Origin of the sequence: Cryobacterium sp. PH31-AA6 (genome assembly GCF_030063195.1) — a bacterium.
Classification (GTDB): Bacteria; Actinomycetota; Actinomycetes; order Actinomycetales; family Microbacteriaceae; genus Cryobacterium.
Genome location: NZ_JASISS010000005.1, coordinates 62233 through 85118 on the forward strand (window position 1 = coordinate 62233; position 22886 = coordinate 85118).

21 protein-coding genes and 2 pseudogenes are annotated in these 22886 nt (G+C 68.6%); 8 read left to right on the plus strand and 15 right to left on the minus strand.

Going from position 1 to position 22886, the window contains the following annotated elements; genetic code table 11:
* Positions 1 to 24: 24 nt before the first annotated feature.
* From QMG61_RS05900 to QMG61_RS05910, 3 genes are all read right to left on the minus strand, one after another.
* A complete protein-coding gene (locus QMG61_RS05900; RefSeq protein WP_283493413.1) occupies positions 25 to 693 on the minus strand; it encodes an HAD hydrolase-like protein in 669 nt (222 codons plus the stop codon).
* 137 nt (positions 694 to 830) lie between these two features.
* Positions 831 to 1526, minus strand: a complete 696-nt coding sequence (gene nucS / locus QMG61_RS05905; RefSeq protein WP_283493414.1) for an endonuclease NucS — start codon at positions 1524 to 1526, stop codon at positions 831 to 833.
* 26 nt (positions 1527 to 1552) lie between these two features.
* A complete protein-coding gene (locus tag QMG61_RS05910) occupies positions 1553 to 2803 on the minus strand; it encodes an MFS transporter (RefSeq protein ID WP_283493415.1) in 1251 nt (416 codons plus the stop codon).
* A 97-nt stretch (positions 2804 to 2900) separates the two neighbouring features.
* On the opposite strand from QMG61_RS05910, the gene QMG61_RS05915 reads away from it, so the two are divergent.
* The 3 genes and pseudogenes from QMG61_RS05915 to QMG61_RS05925 all read left to right on the plus strand — a co-directional run bounded on the left by QMG61_RS05915 (position 2901) and on the right by QMG61_RS05925 (position 4916).
* Positions 2901 to 4310 carry a pyridoxal phosphate-dependent decarboxylase family protein gene (locus QMG61_RS05915; protein WP_283493416.1) on the plus strand — a complete coding sequence of 470 codons (1410 nt, stop codon included), beginning with the start codon at positions 2901 to 2903 and terminating at the stop codon, positions 4308 to 4310.
* Between the two features lie 81 nt (positions 4311 to 4391).
* Positions 4392 to 4625, plus strand: a pseudogene (locus tag QMG61_RS05920) (aldehyde dehydrogenase family protein); the annotation flags it as partial.
* 18 nt (positions 4626 to 4643) lie between these two features.
* Positions 4644 to 4916, plus strand: coding sequence for an aldehyde dehydrogenase family protein (locus tag QMG61_RS05925; RefSeq protein ID WP_283493504.1), 273 nt, complete (start codon positions 4644 to 4646; stop codon positions 4914 to 4916).
* Positions 4917 to 4947: 31 nt separating this feature from the next.
* Here QMG61_RS05925 and fdxA read toward each other — a convergent pair whose 3' ends face one another.
* From fdxA to sufB, 5 genes are all read right to left on the minus strand, one after another.
* Positions 4948 to 5271 carry a ferredoxin gene (fdxA, locus tag QMG61_RS05930; RefSeq protein WP_283493417.1) on the minus strand — a complete coding sequence of 108 codons (324 nt, stop codon included), beginning with the start codon at positions 5269 to 5271 and terminating at the stop codon, positions 4948 to 4950.
* 45 nt (positions 5272 to 5316) lie between these two features.
* Complete coding sequence (locus tag QMG61_RS05935; RefSeq protein WP_283493418.1) at positions 5317 to 5655, minus strand: metal-sulfur cluster assembly factor; 339 nt, start codon at positions 5653 to 5655, stop codon at positions 5317 to 5319.
* Positions 5656 to 5687: 32 nt separating this feature from the next.
* On the minus strand, positions 5688 to 6452 hold the full coding sequence (sufC, locus tag QMG61_RS05940; protein WP_283493419.1) for a Fe-S cluster assembly ATPase SufC: 765 nt from the start codon (positions 6450 to 6452) through the stop codon (positions 5688 to 5690).
* 98 nt (positions 6453 to 6550) lie between these two features.
* Positions 6551 to 7750: a Fe-S cluster assembly protein SufD gene (gene sufD / locus QMG61_RS05945; RefSeq protein ID WP_502847013.1), complete on the minus strand. Its 1200-nt coding sequence runs from the start codon at positions 7748 to 7750 to the stop codon at positions 6551 to 6553.
* Positions 7751 to 9169: a Fe-S cluster assembly protein SufB gene (sufB, locus tag QMG61_RS05950; protein WP_283493420.1), complete on the minus strand. Its 1419-nt coding sequence runs from the start codon at positions 9167 to 9169 to the stop codon at positions 7751 to 7753.
* A gap of 354 nt (positions 9170 to 9523) precedes the next feature.
* Between sufB and erpA the strand changes: the two genes are divergently transcribed.
* Entirely contained in the window at positions 9524 to 9880 is a 357-nt protein-coding gene (gene erpA, locus QMG61_RS05955; protein ID WP_283493421.1) for an iron-sulfur cluster insertion protein ErpA, read from the plus strand.
* A gap of 10 nt (positions 9881 to 9890) precedes the next feature.
* Here the strand turns inward: erpA and QMG61_RS05960 are convergent, their stop codons facing one another.
* Both QMG61_RS05960 and QMG61_RS05965 read right to left on the minus strand, forming a co-directional pair.
* On the minus strand, positions 9891 to 10238 hold the full coding sequence (locus QMG61_RS05960) for a hypothetical protein (protein ID WP_283493510.1): 348 nt from the start codon (positions 10236 to 10238) through the stop codon (positions 9891 to 9893).
* 5 nt (positions 10239 to 10243) lie between these two features.
* Positions 10244 to 10845, minus strand: a pseudogene (locus tag QMG61_RS05965) (amino acid transporter); the annotation flags it as partial.
* A 250-nt stretch (positions 10846 to 11095) separates the two neighbouring features.
* Between QMG61_RS05965 and QMG61_RS05970 the strand changes: the two are divergent.
* Complete coding sequence (locus tag QMG61_RS05970) at positions 11096 to 11653, plus strand: hypothetical protein (RefSeq protein ID WP_283493422.1); 558 nt, start codon at positions 11096 to 11098, stop codon at positions 11651 to 11653.
* Position 11654: 1 nt separating this feature from the next.
* On the opposite strand, the gene QMG61_RS05975 is transcribed toward QMG61_RS05970, so the two are convergent.
* Positions 11655 to 12986 carry an MATE family efflux transporter gene (locus tag QMG61_RS05975; protein WP_283493506.1) on the minus strand — a complete coding sequence of 444 codons (1332 nt, stop codon included), beginning with the start codon at positions 12984 to 12986 and terminating at the stop codon, positions 11655 to 11657.
* 280 nt (positions 12987 to 13266) lie between these two features.
* Entirely contained in the window at positions 13267 to 14580 is a 1314-nt protein-coding gene (locus QMG61_RS05980) for an HNH endonuclease signature motif containing protein (RefSeq protein ID WP_283493423.1), read from the minus strand.
* A 527-nt stretch (positions 14581 to 15107) separates the two neighbouring features.
* On the opposite strand from QMG61_RS05980, the gene QMG61_RS05985 reads away from it, so the two are divergent.
* Both QMG61_RS05985 and QMG61_RS05990 read left to right on the plus strand, forming a co-directional pair.
* Positions 15108 to 17072, plus strand: a complete 1965-nt coding sequence (locus tag QMG61_RS05985) for a M13 family metallopeptidase (protein ID WP_283493424.1) — start codon at positions 15108 to 15110, stop codon at positions 17070 to 17072.
* A gap of 72 nt (positions 17073 to 17144) precedes the next feature.
* Entirely contained in the window at positions 17145 to 18053 is a 909-nt protein-coding gene (locus QMG61_RS05990; protein ID WP_283493425.1) for a serine hydrolase, read from the plus strand.
* Positions 18054 to 18121: 68 nt separating this feature from the next.
* Here the strand turns inward: QMG61_RS05990 and QMG61_RS05995 are convergent, their stop codons facing one another.
* Both QMG61_RS05995 and QMG61_RS06000 read right to left on the minus strand, forming a co-directional pair.
* On the minus strand, positions 18122 to 18337 hold the full coding sequence (locus QMG61_RS05995; RefSeq protein ID WP_283493426.1) for a YbdD/YjiX family protein: 216 nt from the start codon (positions 18335 to 18337) through the stop codon (positions 18122 to 18124).
* On the minus strand, positions 18334 to 20628 hold the full coding sequence (locus QMG61_RS06000; RefSeq protein WP_283493427.1) for a carbon starvation CstA family protein: 2295 nt from the start codon (positions 20626 to 20628) through the stop codon (positions 18334 to 18336). Before QMG61_RS06000 ends, QMG61_RS05995 begins: the two co-directional genes overlap by 4 nt.
* Positions 20629 to 20784: 156 nt before the next feature.
* Between QMG61_RS06000 and QMG61_RS06005 the strand changes: the two genes are divergently transcribed.
* Positions 20785 to 22170, plus strand: a complete 1386-nt coding sequence (locus QMG61_RS06005; protein WP_283493428.1) for a glycine--tRNA ligase — start codon at positions 20785 to 20787, stop codon at positions 22168 to 22170.
* A gap of 99 nt (positions 22171 to 22269) precedes the next feature.
* Here QMG61_RS06005 and QMG61_RS06010 read toward each other — a convergent pair whose 3' ends face one another.
* Positions 22270 to 22881, minus strand: coding sequence for a GNAT family N-acetyltransferase (locus QMG61_RS06010; protein ID WP_283493429.1), 612 nt, complete (start codon positions 22879 to 22881; stop codon positions 22270 to 22272).
* Between the last annotated feature and the right edge of the window lie 5 nt (positions 22882 to 22886).

Below are 22886 nucleotides of genomic sequence, written 5' to 3' on the forward strand. Positions count from 1 at the left end.
CGCGCGCACCGAGTGCGAGGTGGGTCAGCCGAGCAGGAGCCTGGTGAGCTGGTCGACCGAGTAGACGGTCGCGGTCGCCGCGACGGCCTCGGCGGGGGAGCCGTAGCCCCACTCGACGAGGATGGTGGGAACGCCGTGGGCGGCGGCACCCTCGGCGTCGTAGCTGCGGTCGCCGACCATGACCGGGGTCGCGAGGTCGGCGCCGACGGCGCCGAGGCGGTTCAGCGCCTCCGCCACGATGTCGGCCTTTGAGCTCCGCGTCTCCGTGTCGGACGCGCCGACCATGACCGTGAAGTACTTGGCGAGGTCGAAGTGCTCGAGGATCGCGACCGCGCTGTGTTCCGGCTTGCTCGTGGCCAGGGCCAGGGGAATCTTCGCCTCGTGGATGCGCTCGAGCAGGCCGGCCACGCCGGGGTACACGGCCGTGTCGAGCATGTTCTCGCCGTGATAATCGGCCCGGTAGACGGCGAGGGCCTCGAGGGCTTCGTCCGGCGTCATTCCGCCGTACTCACGGAAGGCCGCAAGCAGGGGCGGGCCCACGTAGGCGAGGAGCTCGGCGGCCGGCGGAACCGGGCGGCCGAGGAGGGCGAAGGTGCGGGCCAGGGAGTTGGTGATGGCCGGGGCGGAATCGGTGATCGTTCCGTCGAGGTCAAAAAGGATGGCACTCCAGGTGCGCGTCAATGTCGAATTCACTCGCCCATCCTAGGCGGCGCGGCCGCACAAGTGCACACCAAAAAAGGAAAGCTCAATTTTATTCTGGAATTTCCGTGACCGCCAGCCTCTTGTGCGGTGAGTCCTGGTTCTGCTAGAGAGCGGTCAGGCCCTCGGGCCTAGAACAATTTGGACTGGGTGTCGTCGAGACCGCGCATGGCGTCGTAGTCCAGCACCAGGCACCGGATGCCGCGGTCCTCGGCGAGCATCCGCGCCTGGGGCTTGATGATTTGCGCCGCGAACACGCCGGCCACGGGGGCAAGGTGCGGGTCCCGGTTCATCAGCTCGAGGTACCGGGTCAGCTGCTCGACGCCGTCGATGTCGCCGCGGCGCTTGAGTTCGACCGCGACCGATCCGCCCGCGGCGTCCCTGGCCAGGATGTCGACCGGGCCGATCGCCGTCATGTATTCGCGACGCACGAGGGTGTGGCCGTCGCCCAGCAGATGGATGTGCTCGGCCAGGAGTTTCTGCAGGTGCGCCTCGACGCCGTCCTTGATCAGGCCAGGGTCGATTCCCAGCTCGTGGGCCGAATCGTGCAGCACCTCGTAGATGCTGACGATGAGCTGGTCGGCGGTCTTGGCGTGGGTGACCGTCCAGACCTCGGTGACTCCGGCATCCGTCTGGTCGTCATCGGGCTCGGCGACGGCGAGGGCGCAGGGCGGGCTCATCCAGTTCAGCGGCTTGTACGAGCCTCCGTCGGAGTGCACGAGCACGCTGCCGTCCGACTTGATCATCAGCAGCCGGGTGGCCAGCGGCAGATGTGCGCTGAGCCTTCCGGCGTAGTCAACGGAGCATTGGGCAATTACGAGGCGCACCCGTTGAGCCTAACCGGAGACGTGGCCTAACCGGAGACGTGGCGGGTTTCGCGCGCAGCCGGCGCGGCCAGCCCGGCGAGCACCATCAGCCCCAGGATGAGGAACAGCGCGTTGAGGATGCCCCAGGACTGGCCGAGAATCCCCAACACGGGCGGGCCGACCAGGAACGCGAAATAGCCGATCATGGCGACCGCGCTCACCCGCGCGGCGGCGTTCTTGGTGTCGTCGGCGGCGGCGGACATCCCCACCGGGAAGCCGAGGGAGGCGCCGAGCCCCCAGAGCACGGTGCCGGCGTAGATCAGGGCGTGACTGGGCGCCAGGATGAACAGCAGCAGGCCGAGCACGCCGAGCACCGCACAGCTGCGGAGCACCGGCACACGACCGAAGCGATCGATCACGGGTCCGCCGATCACCCGGCCGACGGTCATCGCCGCGACAAACACTCCGAAGACGATCGCGCCCTCGGCGTTGCTGAGGCCATGGCCGTCGACGGAGGCCAGCGCCAGCCAGTCGTTTGCCGAGCCCTCGGCGAAGGTCATCCCGAGCACGATCATGCCGATCAGCAGGATCTTCAGGTCCGCCCAGACGGTAAGGCTCTCCCGAAGGCGTGCGCGGCGGCTTTTCCCGCTCGTGGCGGGTGAATCGGCCGCGATCTCGACCGGCGGGTCCACCAGCGGGATGTAGCGCAGGGCCACGACCGCCGTGGCGAGCACGAGGATGGCGATCCCCGCGAGGTGCCACTGCACAGCCAGCCCGACCAGGGAGGCGCCGGCGCCGATGAAGGCCCCGACCACGGTGCCGAGGCTGAAGCAGGCGTGCATCAAGGGCATCAGCGTCTTGCCGATCTCGCGCTCCGCCGCCGCGCCTTCCACGTTCATCACGACATCGAGCGAGCCGATGCCGAAACCGACGAGGGCCAGGCCGCAGAAAACGAAGGGGGCCGAGCCGAGACTGGAGCCGGCTCCGACGAGGAACAATCCGATGACCGTGAGCGTGATGCTGAGCAGCATCGACCGTCGCGCGCCGAATCGGGCGAGCATCCAGACGGCGGAGACCAGCCCGAGCACGGATCCGGCGGAGAGGCCGAAGATGAGGATGCCGACCTCGGCGGTGCTCAGCCGCAGCCCATCGCGCACGGCCGGAATCCGAGACATCCAGGTGGCGAGGGTGAGCCCGCTGATGAAGAAGATCACGAAGACCGCGTTGCGCCAGGCGAGGACGCCTCCGGTCACCTGGCTGGGGCCGGCCGTGCGGGTCTGGTCTGCGGGCTGGGTCACTGGTCAATCCTCGATATCGGTGTCGGCGGTCCGCCGAGCAGCCGTCCCTTCCAAAACTAGCCGACCCGATCGTTCGGCGGAGGAGTACGCTGGCGCCATGTCGGCCAAGCCGGACGCCTTCGATGCGGCATTGCAGCGGGCGAGAGTGCACTCGATGGAGTGGCTCGCGTCGATTCCCACCCGCCCGGTCGGCCCGGCGGTGCAGGCCGACGACCTGCTGGCCGGATTCGCCGCTCCACTGCCGGAGCAGCCCACCGATCCGGCCGCTGTCATCGACGAACTCGCGCGCCTGGCCGAACCCGGCCTGATGGCAATGCCCTCCGGGCGCTTCTTCGGCTGGGTGATCGGGGGGACGCTCCCCGCGGCGCTCGCCGCCGACTGGCTGGTCAGCGCGTGGGACCAGAACGCGGGTATGCGGTTCGCCACCCCCGCTGTCGCGGCGGCGGAGGAGGCTGCCGCGGGGTGGCTGCTCGACCTGCTGCACCTGCCGTCCGGGTCCGATGTGGGCTTCACGACCGGCGGGACGACCGCCAACTTCGTCGGCCTTGCCTCGGGGAGGCAGGCCGTGCTCGACCGCCTCGGCTGGGACCTGGCCGGCCAGGGGCTGTCCGGGGCGCCGCGCATTCGGGTGTTCGTGGGCGCGGAACGGCACGCCGTCATCGACCTCGTACTGCGTTACCTCGGTCTCGGCGCGCCCGTCGTCGTCGACGCCGACGAGCAGGGGCGCATTCTCCCTGACGCCCTGGCCGCCGCCATGGATGCCGGCGAAACCCCCGCAGGGCCGGCAATCGTCTGCCTGCAGGCCGGAAACCTGCACTCGGGCGCGTTCGATCCGATGGCGCAGGCGATCACCGTGGCGCACGAGCGCGGGGCGTGGGTGCACGTGGACGGCGCGTTCGGCCTCTGGGCCGCGGCGAGCCCGCGCTTCCGGGAGGCACTTGCCGGGCTCGAACTCGCCGACTCGTGGGCAACCGACGCGCACAAGACCCTCAACGTGCCCTACGACTGCGGCATGGCCATCGTGACCAGGCCCGAGGTCGTGCGCGCGGCATTCGGCGTGCACACCGCCTATCTGATGACGGACACGTCGGGCCCCGGGGACCAATTCGACAAGGTGCCGGAACTCTCCCGTCGCGCCCGCGGTGTGACCGTCTGGGCCGCGCTGCGCTCGCTCGGCCGGGCGGGCACCGTCGACCTCGTGGAACGGCTGGCCGACCGGGCCGCCGAACTCGCCGAGGGGATCAGCCGCATTCCCGGCGCCGAGGTGCTCAACGACGTGGTGTTCACCCAGGTCAGCGTGAGCTTCGGTGACGATGAGCGCACCCGCCGGGTGACCGCGGCACTGCTCGACGGGGGCGTCGCCTGGATGTCGGGGTCGCGCTGGCACGGCCGGGACGTGCTGCGGATCTCGGTGAGCAATTGGTCGACGGATGCCGACGACGTCGCGCTCTCCCTCGCCGCGCTCGAACAGGCGGTCGCCTCGGTTGACGCGATAGAATTATCCTGATCAGAGGAGAATCCGGTTGGTTCCATCGACGCTCCGATGTGCGGGGAACCACCGAGGGCAGGCTGAGGGGCATCCGCCGCCGATCTGGACCGGGCCGTCGGCGCAGCCCGGCGCGCGTTCACCGGCCACGGCTGGCGCGACCTGACACCCACTGAGCGGGCCGGCCACCTGCTGCGACTGGCTGACGAGGTCGAGAAGCGGGCCGAGGCGATCTCGCACACCAACACCTGGGAGAACGGGTCCCCGGTCGCGGAGACCGCCAGGGCAGCGTCGAACGCAGCCGCAGTCTTCCGCTACTTCGCGTCGCTCGCGCCGCACCTGGAGACCCCCGACATCCGACCCTTCCCCGACGTCACCCCCGGGATGCGGATCGCCAACAACACCGGCTTCGGCCTCGGCGGCATCGTGTTCTCGACGGATGTCGACGCGGCGTTCGAGGTGGCCGCCCGAATGGACACCGGCTCGATCGGGCTCAACTTCTTCGCGTCGAACCATGCCGCGCCGTTCGCGGGCCGCCACGACTCCGGCCTCGGCGTCGAGTTCGGGCTGGAGGGACTGCACGTGTACCTCAAGCCGCAGTCGGTGCACCGCCGCATCCGCCCGTAGCGGGCGCGGCGGTGCCGGTAGAGACGATGGGTCAGGGCCGCACCTGCGGGGGCAGAGCGGCGATGATCGGGTGGTCCTTCTGGAAGACGCCGGACTTCGCCGCCCCGCCGGGCGACCCGATGTCGTCGAAGAACTCGACGTTGGCCTTGTAGTACTCGGCCCACTCCTCGGGCACGTCATCCTCGTAGAAGATGGCCTCGACCGGGCAGACCGGTTCGCAGGCGCCGCAGTCGATGCACTCGTCGGGGTGGATGTAGAGGGCGCGGCCGCCCTCGTAGATGCAGTCCACCGGGCACTCGTCCACGCAGGCGCGGTCTTTCACGTCCACGCAGGGCAGGGCGATCACATAGGTCACCGGCACACCCCGATCGGAGTGTGCCGTGACGGCGCCGGGGGCAGGCTAGATGGTGAATCCAAGGGCGCTCATCATCTCCCGGCCGTCGTCGGTGATCTTCTCGATGCCCCACGGCGGCATCCAGACCCAGTTGATGCGGAACGAGTCGACGACGCCGTCCAGGGCGATGCCGGTCTGCTCCTCGAGCACGTCGGTCAGCGGGCAGCCGGCCGAGGTGAGCGTCATGTGGATGATCAGGGCGTTGTTCTCGTCATCCCAGCCCAGGTCGTAGATCAGCCCGAGGTCGACGATGTTGATGCCGAGTTCCGGGTCGATCACGTCCTTGAGGGCCTCCTGGATGTCATCGAATCGCTTCGCGGTCAGCGTCGACTCCGTCGACTGCATCGGGGCCGTTTCCGCGGTGGCCGTTTCGAGGTTCAACTGGCGACCGCGGCGCTCTGGTAGCGATCGTAGCCCTCGTCCTCGAGCCGGTCGGCGAGTTCGGGGCCGCCCTGCTCCGCGATCCGGCCGTCGACGAACACGTGCACGAAGTCCGGCGTGATGTAGCGCAGGATGCGGGTGTAGTGCGTGATCAGGAGCAGGCCCAGGCCGGTGTTCTCCTTGGCCCGGTTGACGCCCTCCGACACGATCTTGAGCGCGTCGACGTCGAGGCCGGAGTCGGTCTCGTCGAGAACGGCGAACCGGGGCTTCAACAGTTCGAGCTGCAGGATCTCGTTGCGCTTCTTCTCACCGCCGGAGAAGCCCTCGTTCACGTTGCGCTCGGCGAAGGCCTTGTCCATCCGGAGCGCCTTCATCGACTCGCGCACGTCTTTGATCCAGGTGCGGATGGCCGGGGACTCTCCGTCGATCGCGGTCTTGGCGGTGCGCAGGAAGTTCGTGACGGTCACGCCGGGGATCTCGACCGGGTACTGCATGGCCAGGAACAGGCCGGCGCGGGCGCGCTGGTCCACGGTCATCGTGGTGACCTCTTCGCCATCGAGCAGGATGGAGCCGCTGTCGACGGTGTACTTGGGGTGACCGGCGATCGTATAGGCGAGGGTGGACTTGCCGGAGCCGTTCGGGCCCATGATGGCGTGGATCTCGCCCTCGTTGATGGTCAGGTTCACACCGTGCAGGATCTGCTTGGTGCCCTGGTCGGTCTCGACACTGACGTGCAGGTCTTTGATCTCAAGAACAGACATGGATTCTCTTTCATTCTTCGGCGCGTGCGCCGGTATATATATAGGGGGGAGCGGCCGACGGGTCGGCCGGGGTTCGCCGGCTGCGCGGCGCCGGATGCTTAGCTCGGGGTGCTCTCGGTCAGTTCTGCTTCGATGGCGGCCTGGAGGCGGTCTTCGAGCGTGGGGGATCCGATCTGCTGCACGATTTCGCTGAGGAAACCACGCACGACCAGGCGCCGCGCCTCGTCTTCCGTGATGCCGCGGGACTGCAGGTAGAACAACTGCTCATCGTCGAAGCGGCCGGTCGCACTCGCATGCCCGGCACCCTTGATATCGCCGGTCTCGATCTCCAGGTTCGGGATCGAGTCCGCCCGGGTGCCCTCGGTGAGCACGAGGTTACGGTTCTGCTCGTAGCTGTCGGTGCCCGTCGCGTTCCGGCCGATCAGCACGTCTCCGATCCACACGGTCCGGGCGCCCTGCCCCTGCAACGCACCCTTGTACGTGACCCGGCTGCGGCTGTTGGGGGCGTCGTGGTTGACGAACACCTGCTGCTCGAGGTGCTGGCCCGCGTCGGCGAAATACAGGCCCAGCAGTTCCGTGTCCGAGCCTTCGCCCGCGAGCCGCACAGACGGGTTGACCCGCACGATGCTGCCGCCCAGGGACACGACCACGTGCTTCAGGCGCGCGTCACGGCCGATGGTCGCGAAGTGGTTCGCCAGGTGCACGGCCGTGTCACCCCATTCCTGCAGGCTCACCACCGTCAGGTGCGCCGAGTCGCCCAGGATGATCTCGACGTTCTCACTCAGCCGGGCCTCGCCCGTGTTCGAGAGGATCAAGATCGCCCGGCTGAACGGCTTCGCCTCGATGATCGTGTGCGCGCCCCGCGGCCCGGAACCCAGGTCCGCCCGGGTGAGCGTGACCTCCTTGGCGTCCTCGCCGCTGATCGTGATCGCGAGGGCCCTGTCGAAACTCGACCAGGCGTTCGCCGCGGCGCGTTCCTCCGGGGCCCCGGCGGCACCGATCCTCGGGTCGGTGCGGTCGACCCAGGCGACGCTGACCCCGGGAACGGCTGCCGACTCGACCGGGTACACGGACCCGTCCAGGACCCCCTCGGTCAGGTCGGTGAACTTCTTCACCGGGGACAGCTTCCAGACCGCTTCACGCCCGGTCACGGGAGCGAAATCGGCCACCTGGACGCTCGTGAACCGCCCGGAGCGGGTCTGCACCGGAACGAAACCGAACCGGCCGTCCGTGTGCTCTTTGATCCCCTGTTGCTCGGAGGTGGGCATGGCTGTATTGAGGGTTGCAGTCGCGGACATCTAGCCGACCGCCCCTTCCATGCCCATTTCGATGAGTTTGTTGAGTTCAAGGGCGTACTCCATCGGGAGTTCCCGGGAGATCGGTTCGATGAAGCCGCGCACGATCATCGCCATCGCCTCGTCTTCGGGCATCCCTCGGCTCATCAGGTAGAAGAGCTGCTCCTCACTGACCCGCGACACCGTGGCCTCGTGGCCGAGCTGCACATCGTCGACGCGGATGTCGATCGACGGGTAGGTGTCGGAGCGGGACTGGGTGTCGACCAGCAGGGCGTCGCAGCGCACCGTGTTCGCGGAGTGATGGGCGGTGGCATCCACCCGCACCTCGCCGCGGTAACCGGACCGGCCACCCCCACGCGCAATCGACTTGGACACGATCGACGACTGGGTGTACGGCGCCATGTGGATCATCTTGGCTCCGGCGTCCTGATGCTGGCCGGGGCCGGCGAAGGCCACCGACAGGGTCTCGCCCTTGGCGTGCTCACCCATCAGGTAGATCGACGGGTACTTCATCGTGACCTTGGAGCCCAGGTTGCCGTCGATCCACTCCATCGTCGCGCCCTCGGCCGCCGTCGCGCGCTTGGTGACCAGGTTGTAGACGTTCGTGGACCAGTTCTGGATGGTCGTGTAGCGAACGCGCGCGTTCTTCTTCACCACGATCTCCACCACCGCCGAATGCAACGAATCCGACGAGTATGTGGGAGCCGTGCAGCCCTCGATGTAGTGCACGTAGCTGCCCTCGTCGGCGATGATCAGGGTGCGCTCGAACTGGCCCATGTTCTCCGTGTTGATGCGGAAATAGGCCTGCAACGGGATCTCCACGTGCACGCCCGGCGGCACATACACGAAGGACCCGCCCGACCACACGGCCGTGTTCAGGGCGGCGAACTTGTTGTCACCGGAGGGGATGATGGTGCCGAAGTACTCCTCGAAGAACTCCGGGTGCTCCTTCAGTGCGGTATCGGTGTCCATGAAGATGACGCCCTGCGCCTCGAGGTCGGCGTTGATCGCGTGGTAGACCACCTCGGACTCGTACTGCGCAGCGACCCCGGAAACCAGGCGATTGCGCTCCGCCTCGGGGATGCCGAGCTTCTCGTAGGTGTTCCTGATGTCCTCGGGCAGGTCGTCCCAGGTCTGGGCCTGCTTCTCCGTGGACCGCACGAAGTACTTGATGTTGTCGAAATCGATGCCCGACAGATCGGCGCCCCAGGTCGGCATGGGCTTCCGCTCGAACAGTGCGAGGGCCTTGAGGCGACGCTGCAGCATCCACTCGGGTTCGCTCTTGAGGTTGGAGATGTCGGTTACCACCTCCGGCGAGATCCCGCGGCGGGCGGAGGCGCCCGCGGCATCGGGATCCGACCAGCCGAATTCGTAGACGCCGAGTGTTTCGAGTTCTGGGCGGTCGAGAAGGACGTCAGGCATGTTTACCTCTTCTTCCATCCACCACAACCCGGATATCAGTCCGGTCATCCCCGGCCGGTCTCGATGAGGAGAACCGCGGGAACGGGTTGTGAGGACGGCTACTTTGCGCGCCTTTACACGTTCAAGGATCACGCCGTGCTGCATCGCGGTCATCTGGACCGCGCGCATAAGAAACCATTGAACACTTCACCCTAGGCTCTTGGTTTTGCTCTTGGCTAGGGTTCGGAGCGGTTTGGGGGCGGCCAGACCGGTCACAGATCAGAAGAGCCTAGAGTGTCTGAATACTCGTGCAGACGACTTCGCCCCACCGAGCGGGCCCGGCGCGAGCCCCAACGTGAAAGTCCGAGGAACCCCATGACCGGCACCATTGCTCCCACCAGGCCCGCCCACGGAGTGGGCCTGACCGAGGCGGCCGCGCAGAAGGTACGCAGCCTGCTAAGCCAGGAAGGCCGCGAAGACCTGCGACTGCGCGTCGCCGTGCAGCCTGGCGGCTGCTCCGGCCTGATCTACCAGCTCTACTTCGACGAGCGCATCCTCGAGGGCGACGTGCAGGTCGACTTCGACGGCGTCGAGGTCATCCTCGACAAGATGAGCGTGCCGTACCTCGAGGGTGCCTCCATCGACTTCGAAGACACCATCGCGAAGCAGGGCTTCACCATCGACAACCCGAACGCCGGTGGCAGCTGCGCCTGCGGGGATTCCTTCAGCTAGCGAAGATTCCTCAGCCGCCGCCGACGTGGATGCCGGGTCGTCGGGCCGGGTCTGACTCGCTGGTGCGGAGGATCTCCCGCGCCACCTGCGCGGTGTCGCCCTGCCCGAGCAGAAGGTAGCGGAAGAGGTGGGTTACCGGATTGCCCTCCGACCACTCGAAGTAGGCGTGCGGCCGCACACCGGCGGCGTCCCGGAGCGCCAGCAGGATGGCGGCGATGGCGTTCGGGGCTGCCGGGCTCTTCGCTCGCAGTACCCGGTAGCCGTCGACTTCGACGCCGCGCACCTGCAGGCGTTCGGTGAAGCCGGACGGGTCGACGACGTCGATCTCCAGGAACAGGAGGTCGGCCGCCCCCGGCACCGGGGGAGCAGCAGGAACAGCGCAACCAGGGGGATCGCGACCGAGATGGCCGCGCTGAAGCCGAGGAGGAAGACCCCGCCGAGGATGAGCAGCAGCACGACCGTGACGGTCACGGCATGTCCCTGAATGAAGGCCGGCGAGAACGGGTTCTCCAGAAGGTGCACCGTCGCATCCGCCGACGACAGCGTGATCGTGATGATCCAGCTCGTGGCGACGAAGCCGAGCAGCACGAGCACGAAGACCTACCCGCGCCAGAACGGCAAGAGCCGCTCCAGCATCACCACCGACCCCTGGCCGCGCGGGCTCTCCCTGGCCACCCGCCGGTACATCGGCAACATGCCGAGCAGGGTCAGGGCCACGATCAGCAGCGTCGCCAGCGGCGAGAGGGCGCCGGCTGCCAGGGCCGCGATGCCGGGAAATAGTCCACACCGGTCAGGCACATCACCTTCCACCAGGAGTTGGTCGCCGTGGTCTCTTCGCTGCTCTCCGGCCCCACCGGCTGCACCGGGTTCTGGAGCATCCAGCGCGTGAAAGCGCTGGTCGGGGCCGTGGCGCGCGGCGGGCGTGGCACGCTCGCGGGAATCAGCGGTCCGGCAGGTGATGTCATGGTTTTCTCTCCCGGTGGCATCCGGCCTGCCTCGGGGCCCGGTGGAACCACGTCGGCAGATCACCATTGTCGACCCGTTCGCCGTTTCCTGGCCATTCGCGGCGCGGTGATCCGCAACGTCGCCGGGGCGCGCCCGCCGGACCGCCGGGCACGACCATAATCGACGTGTACCCCCTGGGCAGTCGGCCCACCGGGAGGAGAGGTCCCGAGCCGGGCATCCGCCCGCGCTCGCCGCCGGAAAGCGACGTCCATGCCAGGCATTCCCACCACCCGGGTCGCCGTTCGGGCCGTCTGGGAGAGCGGAACCCCGGACTACGCCGACGTCGGCGACGCCGAGACCGCCGGCCGGGTGCTCACCGCGCTCCTGCGGTCCGCCCTCGAGCTGCTGCAGTACCGCCGGCTCGACTGGGCTCCCGACGCGATCCAGCTCGTGTCCAGCGACCTGACGGCCTACCTCCGGTTTCCGGCGGCCGACGAGCGCACGGCGGATGTCGCGGTGCAACTCTCGCAGGCCCTCGCCGCCCACGCCACGGACGGGCTGAACCTCGGCCGGATCATGGGGGCCAACCCGCCCTGGCGGTCGGCGCGCATCCTCGTGCTCGCCGACGAGGACGGCGCCTCGACCACCCGGCTCGACCTCGATCCGGAGGGGGAGTGCCGGGTGTCCTGGTACGGCCCCTTCGACAACGCCCGCTTCACCGAGATCGCCATCGGGTTCGCACTTTTCCTCACCCACATCGTCGCGAATGTGTTCGACGACGACGACGGCAGCGAGACGTTCGAGGAGTCGTTCGACTGGGTGATCTGATTCAGCGCGCTCCGACGACCATCCAGGTCGAAGCACGGGCGCGCAGGCCCAGGGTCACCGCGCGGGCGCCGAGGTAGCCGAAGGCGAACGCCGCCATCAGCCAGGCCAGCCCGGCCGCCCCGGCCGGCGCCCAGAGCAGCGCGCCGACGGCCAGCGGAACGAAGGCGGCCAGGTTCACGACACCCGTGACGGCAAGGTACCGGGCGTCGCCGGCTCCGATCAGCACGCCGTCGAGCACGAAGACCACGCCGCCGAGCGGAACGGACAACCCGAGCACGATCAGCGTGGCCGGGAGCAGGGTGCGTACCTCGGCTGCATTGGTGAAGAGGGTGCCGAGCACGCCGCTGGTGGCGATCACGAGCAGTCCGAGCACCGCGCCGCTGAGCAGGCCCCACTCCAGGCAGCGCCGCAGCACGGCCCGCACGCCGGCCAGGTCCCCGGCGCCGAGGCCCCGGCCGACCAGTGCCTGCGCGGCGATGGCCAGCGCGTCGAGGGCGAACGCGAGGGTGGCGAACAGCGTCATCGCGATCTGGAAGGCCGCCAGTTCGGGCGAGCCGAGGCTCGTCGCCGTGAACACCGCGAGCAGCATTGCCGCGCGGAGGCTGACCGTGCGGAGGAAGAGCCAGCCACCGCTGGTCGCACCGCGCAGCACGCCCGCGCGGTGCGGGCGCAGCCTCGCCCCCTCGCGCCGGGCGTGGCGCCCGACCACGACGAGGTAGACGGCGACCATGGCCCACTGGGCGACGATCGTGCCGAGAGCGGAGCCGATGAGACCGAGCCCGAGCCCGTAGATGAACCACAGGTTCAGCAGGATGTTGGCCGAGAAGCCGAAACCGGCCACCCAGAGCGGGGTGCGGGTGTCCTGCAGCCCGCGGAGCAGGCCCGTGGCCGCGAAGACGAGCAGCATGGCGGGGAGCCCGAGCATCGAGAGGCCGAGGTAGCCTGAGGCGGCATCCGTGACGGCCGGCTCGGCCCCGAAGGCACCGACCAGGGCCGGGGCGGCCAACCAGCCGGCCGCCGCGAGCAGCACGCCCAGGCCGAGGGCGAGCCACAGGCCGTCGATGCCGACCGAAACCGCGCGCCCCCGGTTGCCGGCGCCCAGCCAGCGGGCCACGGCGGGGGTCGTGCTGTAGGCGAGGAACACCATCAGGCCGATGATCGTCTGGAGGACCGCACTGGCGAGGCCGAGTCCGGCCAGTGGCACCGTTCCGAGGTGCCCGACCATTGCGGAGTCAGCGAGCAGGAACAGAGGCTCGGCGATCAGGGCGCCGACGGCGGGAATGGCGAGGCGCAGGATCTCGCGGTCGATGGGCTGCGGGCGGAGGAAGGAGATGCTCCAGAGTATCCGTCCGGCCGTGCGGAGATGAGCTCGTCCTCCTGTCGGGATCAGGCCCGGCCCAGCCCGCGCCCGTTTCCGCAGCCCGCGCCCGCGGGCGCGGTAGCGCCCTGCCGTTCCCGTCGCGGCGAGTCTCCTGGTCGGGGCGGCCTCGCGCCGTCCGATCCTGTCTCCCGGTGGTCGAGCCGGTCGAGACCGGGACGGCCGGCGGGGCCTCGCGACGGGCTCGACCACCGGCTCGAGGCCTGTTCCGGAGCTCCGGCGGCGACCGGTCGGGTCAGAAGGGGGCGGGTTCGGGCGCGGGCGGCTCGTTCGGTGGCGGTCCCGAGGCCGGGGGCGCGGTCGCGTCCGGTGGTGCGGCTTCCGTGGGCGGCGGGGTGGTCTGGATGAATGTGGCGGGTTCGGTGGTGAAGGTGCGCCCGGTGGGGGAGGTCCATTGGAGGAGTCCGTTGTCGAGGTGTCTGACGGTCCAGCCGGTTTCGCTTTTGAGAGCGTGGCAGCCGGGGCAGAGGTGGGCGAGGTTGTCGTGGGCGGTGAGTCCGTTGAATTGCCAGTCGAGGGAGTGGTCGAGGTCGGAGTGGGCTGCGGGTTTCGTGCAGCCGGGGAATCGGCAGGTTTCGTCGCGGAGTCGGAGCCACCGTTTGAGGTGTGTGGGCACTGGGTAGTGGTCGCGGCCGACGGAGAGTACGACGCCGGTCTCGGGGTGGGTGAGGAGCCGGGTGAAGCCGGCTGCACCGCCGGCGAGGCGCCTGGCGGTGTCGGGGTCGATCGGCCCGTATCCTTCGAGGTGGCCGGGTTCTTCGGACTGGTCCATCAGGGTGAGTACCGGAACGGTCACGTTGACGGTGGCGCGGATCCCGGCGCCGATGCCGGTGGGGGTGACCCCGTCTAGGAGCAGGTCGGTGAGCACGTCCGTTCGCAGTTGGCTGAGGGTGCGGGGTTCGTCCGGGGTGTGCAGGCTCAGCGCCGTGGTGGTGATGCGCAGGTATGCGGCGTGCACGCGTTCGGCGGTGTCGTAGAGCCAGAGCGAGGCCATCCCGTCGGCTTCGGCCTCCATCATCACCCTGCGGTCGAGGACGGATATCGTGTGCCGGGCCTGGATCGTCTCGGGATGCAACCGTTCCCGGAGCACCCGGGCCTTGTACTTGAGCTTGGACGCGGTCAGGTGCCCCGCCGAGCGCAGCAGTGCGGCCTCGAACGCGGCCTTGGCGGCCGAGGGGACCCTCCACGCCTGCCCGATCAGCACCTGCGCGTGCCGGTAGCTGATCTCCCCGGTCTGGAGTGCGGCCCGGGTTGCCGGGAGTTCCTCGGCCAGGGCGCGGCTGTCTTCGATCAGGTTCTCCGCGGTGCGTTGCGGGAGACGCAGGGTGAGCGCCAGTTCGCTGACGAACTCACGCTGCGCGACCGTCTCCGCGGGCCACCGGCCGCCCGGCACGGCCCGGCTCGCGGCCGTGGCCTCGCTGAACCGGCGGGCCTCGTCCACGAGAGCCGCCCGCCGCGCACAGGCCGACGCGATCTCCCGCTCGGCCGCGGCGATCGCGTCGAAACGGCTGCCGAGCGCCTCCTGCCGGGCGATGAAAGCTGCTGTCATGCGAGTCAGATTACGGGCAGCCACCGACATTCCCGGCCCCGAATCGGGCCGGTTTGACAGGTGTGGATAAGCTGATCAGGAGCGGAATGTGGAGGGGGTCTCGACAGGCTCGACCACCGGGGGTCTCGACAGGCTCGACCACCGGGGGTCTCGACAGGCTCGACCACCGGGGTGCTCGACCACCGGGGGTCTCGACAGGCTCGACCACCGGGGTGCTCGACCACCGGGGGTCTCGACAGGCTCGACCACCGGGGTGCTCGACCACCGGGGGTCTCGAGCACGAGGGTGCGCTCGCGGCCCGCGTTGGCGCTCGGGGCGCGCGGTCTACGGTGCGCCCGCTTCCCGGAGGCGCGCCGCGAGGGCTCGGAGGGTCTCGACGAGCTCGACCACCGGGGATCGACTCGCGCGGCTCGATCACCGGGGGCGCGACCGGGACGCCGGGACGCTGGGACGCTGGGACGCTGGGAGGGTGCCCAACGCCGCGGTGGCGAGGTCGATCCGGGCTGCGCAGCGAATAGGCTGGGAGCATGACTGCTCAGGGGACCGCATCCGGAATCGACCGCGACGAACTCGACCCGGGAGTGCGTCCACAGGATGACCTGTTCCGCCACGTGAACGGCAAGTGGATCGGCCGCGCCGAGATCCCGGCGGACAAGGCCCGCTGGGGTTCCTTCTACCTGCTGGCCGAGGAATCGGAGAAGGCCGTGCGGGAGATCATCCTCGAGGCCCAGACAGCCGAGCCCGGCTCGGAAGAGCGCAAGTTCGGCGACCTGTACGCCAGCTTCCTCGACGAGCAGAAGGTCGAGGCGCTCGGCGCAACGCCGCTCGCCGACGACCTCGCCACGGTCGACGGCATTTCCTCCATTCCCGTGCTCCTGGGCACCCTCGGACGCCTCGAACGCGCCGGCGTCGCGGGAGCCTTCCAGCTCTACGTCGACAACGACCCGGGAAACCCGGAGCGCTACCTTGTCTTCGTCGAGCAGTCCGGGCTCGGCCTGCCCGACGAGTCCTACTACCGCGACGACACCTCCGGCGCGATCCGCGAGGCGTACCAGGCCTTCATCGAGCGGATGTTCGGCCTCGCCGGGATCACGGACGCCGCGGCCAGGGCCGCCCGCGTCTTCGAGCTCGAGACCGAACTGGCGACCCATCACTGGGACAAGGTCCGGTCCCGCGACAGCGAGAAAACCTACAACCTCAAGACCTGGGGCCAGGTCACCGCGCTCGCAGCGGGGGCCGACCTGCAGCTCTGGCTCGAGGGGCTCGACGCTCCGGCCACGGCCTTCGATGACGTCGTCGTGCGCCAGCCCAGCTTCATCACCGGACTCGCCGAGATGCTGACCGAGGAGCGACTCCCGGCCTGGCAGGACTGGCTGCGCTGGCAGATCATCCGTTCGAGCGCCGCCTACCTCTCTGGCGACTTCGTCGACGCCAGCTTCGATTTCTACGGCCGCACCCTCACCGGCACGCCCCAGCTGCGCGACCGGTGGAAGCGCGGCGTCTCCCTCGTGGAGGGCGCCCTGGGCGAGGCCGTCGGCCGCATCTACGTCGAGCGTCACTTCAAGCCCAGCGCCAAGGCCAGCATGGACGTGCTCGTTGCCAACCTGGTCGAGGCCTACCGCCGCAGCATCGCCGACCTCGACTGGATGACCGAGGAGACGAGGGCCCGCGCACTTGACAAGCTCGAGAAGTTCACCCCGAAGATCGGCTATCCGGTGAAGTGGCGCGACTACTCCACCCTCGCCATCGACCCGGGTGACCTCATCGCCAACGTGCGCGCCACCAACGAGTTCGAATTCCAGCGCGAGCTCGGCAAGATCGGCAACCCCCTCGACCGCGACGAGTGGTTCATGACCCCGCAGACCATCAACGCCTACTACAACCCCGGATTCAACGAGATCGTCTTCCCCGCCGCCATCCTGCAGGTGCCGTTCTTCGACGCCGACCGGGATGCCGCGGCCAACTACGGCGCGATCGGCGCGGTGATCGGCCATGAGATCGGGCACGGCTTCGACGACCAGGGCTCCAAGTACGACGGCGACGGGCTGCTCACCGATTGGTGGACCGAGGAAGACCGTGCCGCCTTCGAGGAACGCACCAGCTCGCTGATCGAGCAGTTCAACGCCCTGGCTCCCCGGCAGGTTCCCGACCACTTCGTCAACGGCGCTCTGACCATCGGCGAGAACATCGGCGACCTCGGCGGCCTCTCGATCGCGTGGAAGGGTTACCTGATCTCCCTGGCCGGCGCCGAGCCGCCCGTGATCGACGGGCTTACCGGGGCCCAGCGTTTCTTCCTCTCCTGGGCCCAGGCCTGGCAGCTCAAGATGCGTGACGCGGAGGCCATTCGCCTGCTCGCGATCGACCCGCACTCGCCCAACGAATTCCGCTGCAACCAGATCGTCAGCAACATCGACGACTTCTACGCCGCGTTCGATGTCGTCGAGGGTGACGCGCTCTGGCTCGCCCCGGACAAGCGCGTCACCATCTGGTGAGAACCCTCCAACCTCGTTGAGTTATGGTGTTGCCGGGCCAGCAGGTCCGGCGCACGGAAGGACCCGCATCCGGTGGTGAAGCCAGCCCAGGGCTCAGAACGACGGTCGCGGCATGCCGCCGCGCAGCTCGGAAAACACGGCGGCGCGAAACCCGGCGCGAACTTCGGCCGTGGATTCCAGGCCCTCGGCGACCTCGCCGTCAACGGGGTACAGGTCTCGGCGCGCGCCACCGACCTGGTCACCGGCCGGGTGCTGTTCTCCGTCGACGACCACGTCGTGATGCCGACCGCCGGGATCGGCACGGTTCTGGTCCTGATCGAGGTCGCGGCACGGTTGCGCGAGCCCGACTTCGGCGCGTACACGAGCCTGGACCGCACCCACCTCGACTCGGTCGGCGGATCGGGCGTCTGGCAGCACCTCCAGGCTCCGTCGCTGCCCGTGGCCGACCTCGCCGCGTTGGTCGCCGCCACCGGCGATAACCTGGCCGCGAATGTGCTCATCCGTGCGGTCGGTCTCGAGGCCGTGCGCGCCCGCACCGAACAGCTCGGCCTCTCTCGCACGGCGCTGCTCGATCTGGTGCGCGATGAACGCGGACCCGACCACGCGCCTCAGCTCTCGGTCGGAAGCGCCAAGGACCTCACCTGGTTGTTCACGGCGCTGGCACGCGGCGAGATCGTTGACGCCGCGGTCAGCGAGCGGGTGATCGGCTGGCTGTCCCTGGGCAGCGATCTGTCCATGGTGGCCAGCGCATTCGGCTTCGATCCGCTCGCCCACCGCGAGGGCGACCACGGCATGCTGCTGGTGAACAAGACCGGCACGGACGCCGGGGTGCGCAGCGAGGTCGGGATCCTGCGCGGTCCGCGCGCCGGCGTGACCTACGCGGTGTCGATGTCGTTCGCCGATACGGCGCTCTCGGCCAGGCTCGCCGTGCTCGACGGGATGCGGGCGGTCGGCCTGGACCTGCTCGAATACGTGCACTGACCGGCTGAAGCCGGAAACACGGATGCCTCCCCGGGTTGGCGGGGAGGCATCCGTTCAGCGTCGGCGGGTCAGCAGCACCGACCCTGCGGGTTGGTGTCCTGGCGGTCGGTCTGGTCGCGCCAGAACTCGCGCTCGGTCATCACCGGGGGAGTCTCGCCCGCGTCGCAGGCGTGCCTGGACTCGTGATGGGCCCGGTACTTGTCGTAGGCGTCTTCCCCCATCACGCCCTTGATGAACCAGGCCAGATCCCGCGCCCCCTTCTTCAGGAGCCCGACGGTGTTCATGAACGGTTCGACTTTGCCGACCTTGCCGACTTCTCGAGCCGGGCCTGGGCGTCCCAGCTGGCGCCGAGCTCCTTTTCGGCTGCGGTGGGCAGGAACCCGGAGGGCGCGAACATCTGCGACGGAACGGCAGGGTCTTCGCTGGTGCCGAAGTCGCGGCTCTTCCAGGAGTGCCAGGTGGCCTGGATCGCGGAGACCATCACGATGATCGCCAGCACGACGAAGAGGATCGACAGGACTCCCTGCACCATCGTGTTGCGCACGACGGCCTCCATCGCGGCCACGGACTTGGCCGTGCCGAAGCTGGTCTCTCCCGCCGCCAGTGCCTCGGAGAAGGCCCGGTTCTGGGCGAAGTAGCCCACCGCCGGGATGGTGGAGAAGATCTTGAGGAACGACGCCGAGATGGTCACGACGGCGGCGAATGCCAGCGGCATGGCCACGATCCACAGGTACTTGAACATGCCCCGCTTGGCGACGATGGCCATGCACACGGCCAGGGCGATCGCGGCGAGGAGCTGGTTGGCGATGCCGAAGAGCGGGAACAGGGTGTTGATGCCGCCGAGCGGGTCGGTGACGCCCATCATGAGCACCGCACCCCAGGCCAGGACCATGATCCCGGTGGTGAGCCACGCCCCGGCACGCCAGGAGGTGTTCTTGAACTTCGGGAAGACGTTGCCGAGGCTGTCCTGCAGCATGAACCGCGCCACCCGGGTGCCCGCGTCGACGGCGGTCAGGATGAAGAGCGCCTCGAACATGATCGCGAAGTGGTACCAGAACGCCATCATCCCGCTGCCGCCGGCAACCTGCTGCATGATGTGGGCCAGGCCCACCGAGAGGGTGGGGGCGCCACCGGTGCGGGAGACGATGGTGGCCTCGCCGACATCCTTCGCCGTCTGGGTGAGCATGTCGGGGGTCAGGTTGACGCCGGTCAGGCCGAGGCTGTTCACGAAGGCGACTGCTCCCTCCACGGTGCCGCCGGTGAGCGCGGGCGAGGAGTTCATCGCGAAGTAGATGCCGCGGTCGATCGACAGGGCGGCCACCAGGGCCATGATCGCGACGAAGGATTCCATCAGCATGCCGCCGTAGCCGATGAACCGGGTCTGGCGTTCCTTCTCGATCAGCTTCGGGGTGGTGCCGGACGCGATCAGGGCGTGGAAGCCGGAGAGGGCGCCGCAGGCGATCGTGACGAAGAGGAACGGGAAGAGCGAACCGCTCACGACGGGGCCGCCGTTGGCGGTGAACTCGCTGAAGGCCGGCACCGAGATCTCCGGGCGCACGACGATGATCGCGATCGCGAGCATCCCGATCGTGCCGATCTTCATGAAGGTGGAAAGGTAGTCCCGCGGGGCCAGCAGCAGCCAGACCGGCAGGATGGCGGCCACGAAGCCGTAGACGATGATGCCGATCGCGAGCGGAACCGGGTCGACGTGGAAGAACGCCGCGCCCCACTCGGTGCTGGAGATCATCCCGCCGCCGATAATGGCGGCCAACAGCAGCACGAAGCCGATGATCGAGATCTCGCTGACCTTGCCGGGGCGGAAGAAGCGCAGGTAGCAGCCCATGAAGAGCGCGATCGGGATGGTCATCGAGACCGAGAAGACGCCCCAGGGGCTGGCGGCGAGGGCGTTGACGACGACGAGCGCGAGGATGGCCACGATGATGACCATGATCGCCATCGTCGCGACGAGGGCGGCCGTGCCGCCGACCTTGCCGAGCTCGTCCCTGGCCATCTGGCCGAGGGAGCGGCCACCGCGGCGCATCGAGAAGAACAACACGAGGTAGTCCTGCACGGCGCCGGCGAGGACGACACCGACGATGATCCAGATCGTGCCCGGCAGATAGCCCATCTGGGCGGCCAGGACCGGGCCGACGAGCGGTCCGGCGCCGGCGATCGCGGCGAAGTGGTGGCCGAAGAGCACGCGGCGGTCGGTGGCGGCGTAATCCTTGCCGTCGGCCTTGTACTCCGCGGGGGTCGCGCGGCGGTCATCGGGCTTGAGCAGGTGCTTCTGGATGTAGTTCGAGTAGAAGCGGTAGCCGATGAGATAGGTGCAGACGGCGGCGAAGACGAACCAGATCGCGTTGACCGTCTCCCCGCGAACCACGGCCAGCATCACCCAGCTGAGTCCGCCGAGCAGCGAGATGCCGCCCCAGATGGCGACCTTCGCGGGGGTCCAGTGGGCCTCCTCCGCGTCGTGCGTGGTTTGGTCGAGGGCAACTGGCAGCAGGGCCGGATCCCGATCCAGCACCCCCGCCTCCCCCATCGAATCGTTCGGCGTGCGGGGCGTGGCGCCCATGGTCTCTCCTTTGAGGTTCCGCACCGGCTGCGGGAATCCTTAGCAAGGCTAACAGCTGGACGCCGGAGTGGGGACGAACGCCTAAAATAGGCTGAGCGCCGCCGGGCTACCGACCGCGTGCGACACACTTTCCCACCTTCGACCATTGGAGCCACCGTGGCCGCCCCCACCCGCCTCGATTCCGTCATCGCCCTCGCCCGCCACCGCGGGTTCGTCTTCCAGGCCGGTGAAATCTACGGCGGATCCCGCTCCGCGTGGGACTACGGACCCCTCGGGGTGGAGCTCAAGGAGAACATCAAGAAACAGTGGTGGCGCTTCATGGTCACCAGCCGTGACGACGTGGTGGGCCTGGACTCCTCGGTGATCCTGCCCCGCAAGGTCTGGGAGGCATCCGGCCACGTCGAGGTCTTCAGCGACCCGCTGGTCGAGTGCACGAGCTGCCACAAGCGGTTCAGGGCCGACCACCTCGAGGAGGAATTCGAGGAGAAGAAGGGCCGCCCGCCCGAGGGCGGCATCGACGGCATCCCCTGCCCGAACTGCGGAAACCGGCACATCTGGACCGAACCGCGCGCCTTCTCCGGCCTGCTCAAGACCTACCTCGGCCCGGTCGACGACGAGGCCGGCATGCACTACCTGCGCCCGGAGACCGCGCAGGGCATCTTCGTGAACTTCGCCAATGTGCTCCAGGCCGCCAGGATGAAGCCGCCGTTCGGCATCGGCCAGATCGGCAAGAGCTTCCGCAACGAGATCACCCCCGGCAACTTCATCTTCCGCACCCGCGAGTTCGAGCAGATGGAGATGGAATTCTTCGTCGAGCCCGGCACGGATGAGGACTGGCACCAGTACTGGATCGACCAGCGGATGGCGTGGTACACCGGTCTCGGCATCGACGTGGACAACCTGCGTTTGTTCGAGCACCCAGCGGAGAAGCTCTCGCACTACTCCAAGCGCACCGTGGACATCGAGTACCGCTTCGGCTTCACCGGCAGCGAATTCGGCGAGCTCGAGGGCGTCGCGAACCGCACCGACTTCGACCTGAAGACGCACGCGGCGGCATCCGGCAAGGACCTCTCCTACTTCGACCAGACCAGGAACGAACGCTGGGTTCCGTACGTGATCGAGCCGGCCGCCGGCCTGACCCGTTCGCTGATGGCCTTCCTGGTTGACGCGTACCACGAGGAAGAGGTGCCCAACGCGAAGGGTGGCGTCGACAAGCGCACCGTGCTGAAGCTCGACCGGCGCCTGGCGCCGATCAAGGTCGCCGTGCTCCCATTGTCCCGCAACGAGGCGCTCTCGCCGATGGCCAAGGCGCTCGCCGCCCGGCTGCGCGAGTCGTGGAACGTGGACTTCGACGACGCCGGCGCGATCGGCCGCCGCTACCGTCGCCAGGACGAGATCGGCACGCCGTACTGCGTCACGGTCGACTTCGACTCGCTCGAGGACCAGGCGGTCACCGTGCGCGACCGCGACACCATGGCCCAGGAGCGGGTGCCGCTGGACAAGCTCGACGCCTACCTCGCCGAGCGCCTCCGCGGCGCGTAGTTCCCGTACCTCGCGACCGTCGGCGCGGTTGAATCACGGAAAGAGCACCTTCACCTTGCCCGTGAAGGTGCTTTTTCCGCGATTGAGCGCCGTTCGGGGTTATGAACGAGTGGTCCAGTCGCGGGCGAGGATGGCGAACACCTGCAGGTCGGACCACTCGCCCTTGAAGAACTCGCTCTCGACGAAGTGGGCCTCGAGGCGCATCCCGAGCCGGAGGCAGAGGGCGACCGATGCTTCGTTCCGGGGATCGAGTTCGGCGAACACCCGGTGTGCGCCGAGCTCCCCGAAGGCGAGGTCGAGCACGGCAGTCGCGGCCTCTGTCGCGAAGCCCTGGCCATGCCAGTCGGGGTGGAAAACCCAGCCGAGCGCGATTTGCGCGTTCTCGCGGTCCTTGAGGAACACGCTGAGGTCCCCGATCACCGGTCCGGGTGCGCCATCGGCGCCGACGAGTTCGGCCGCGAGGATGAGACCGTCACCGTCGTCGGCCAGGTGGGTGAATGCGGCTCGCTTCCGCGTGTGCTCCCGCGACTCGGCGGCGTTCCGCTCCGGCCAGGGCAGATACCGCACCACGTCGGGCCTGGCCTGGTAGGCGGCGACGTCGTCGGCGTCGTCCTCCGTCAGTGGGCGCAGCAGCAGGCGCTCGGTGTGGATCGGGTGGGCGTCGAAAGGGACGGTTGCGGAGGTGCCCGCCCCGGTCACGATTCTTGCCACGTCAC

Bases quoted from the DNA above. Each gene is read 5' to 3' on its own strand.
- QMG61_RS05915 (WP_283493416.1), top strand. From the start codon at position 2,901: ATGTCGGCCAAGCCGGACGCCTTCGATGCGGCATTGCAGCGGGCGAGA.
- QMG61_RS05935 (WP_283493418.1), bottom strand. From the start codon at position 5,655: ATGCAGTCGACGGAGTCGACGCTGACCGCGAAGCGATTCGATGACATC.
- sufC (WP_283493419.1), bottom strand. From the start codon at position 6,452: ATGTCTGTTCTTGAGATCAAAGACCTGCACGTCAGTGTCGAGACCGAC.
- sufD (WP_502847013.1), bottom strand. From the start codon at position 7,750: ATGTCCGCGACTGCAACCCTCAATACAGCCATGCCCACCTCCGAGCAA.
- sufB (WP_283493420.1), bottom strand. From the start codon at position 9,169: ATGCCTGACGTCCTTCTCGACCGCCCAGAACTCGAAACACTCGGCGTC.
- erpA (WP_283493421.1), top strand. From the start codon at position 9,524: ATGACCGGCACCATTGCTCCCACCAGGCCCGCCCACGGAGTGGGCCTG.
- QMG61_RS05970 (WP_283493422.1), top strand. From the start codon at position 11,096: ATGCCAGGCATTCCCACCACCCGGGTCGCCGTTCGGGCCGTCTGGGAG.
- QMG61_RS05980 (WP_283493423.1), bottom strand. From the start codon at position 14,580: ATGACAGCAGCTTTCATCGCCCGGCAGGAGGCGCTCGGCAGCCGTTTC.
- QMG61_RS05985 (WP_283493424.1), top strand. From the start codon at position 15,108: ATGACTGCTCAGGGGACCGCATCCGGAATCGACCGCGACGAACTCGAC.
- QMG61_RS05995 (WP_283493426.1), bottom strand. From the start codon at position 18,337: ATGAACACCGTCGGGCTCCTGAAGAAGGGGGCGCGGGATCTGGCCTGG.
- QMG61_RS06000 (WP_283493427.1), bottom strand. From the start codon at position 20,628: ATGGGCGCCACGCCCCGCACGCCGAACGATTCGATGGGGGAGGCGGGG.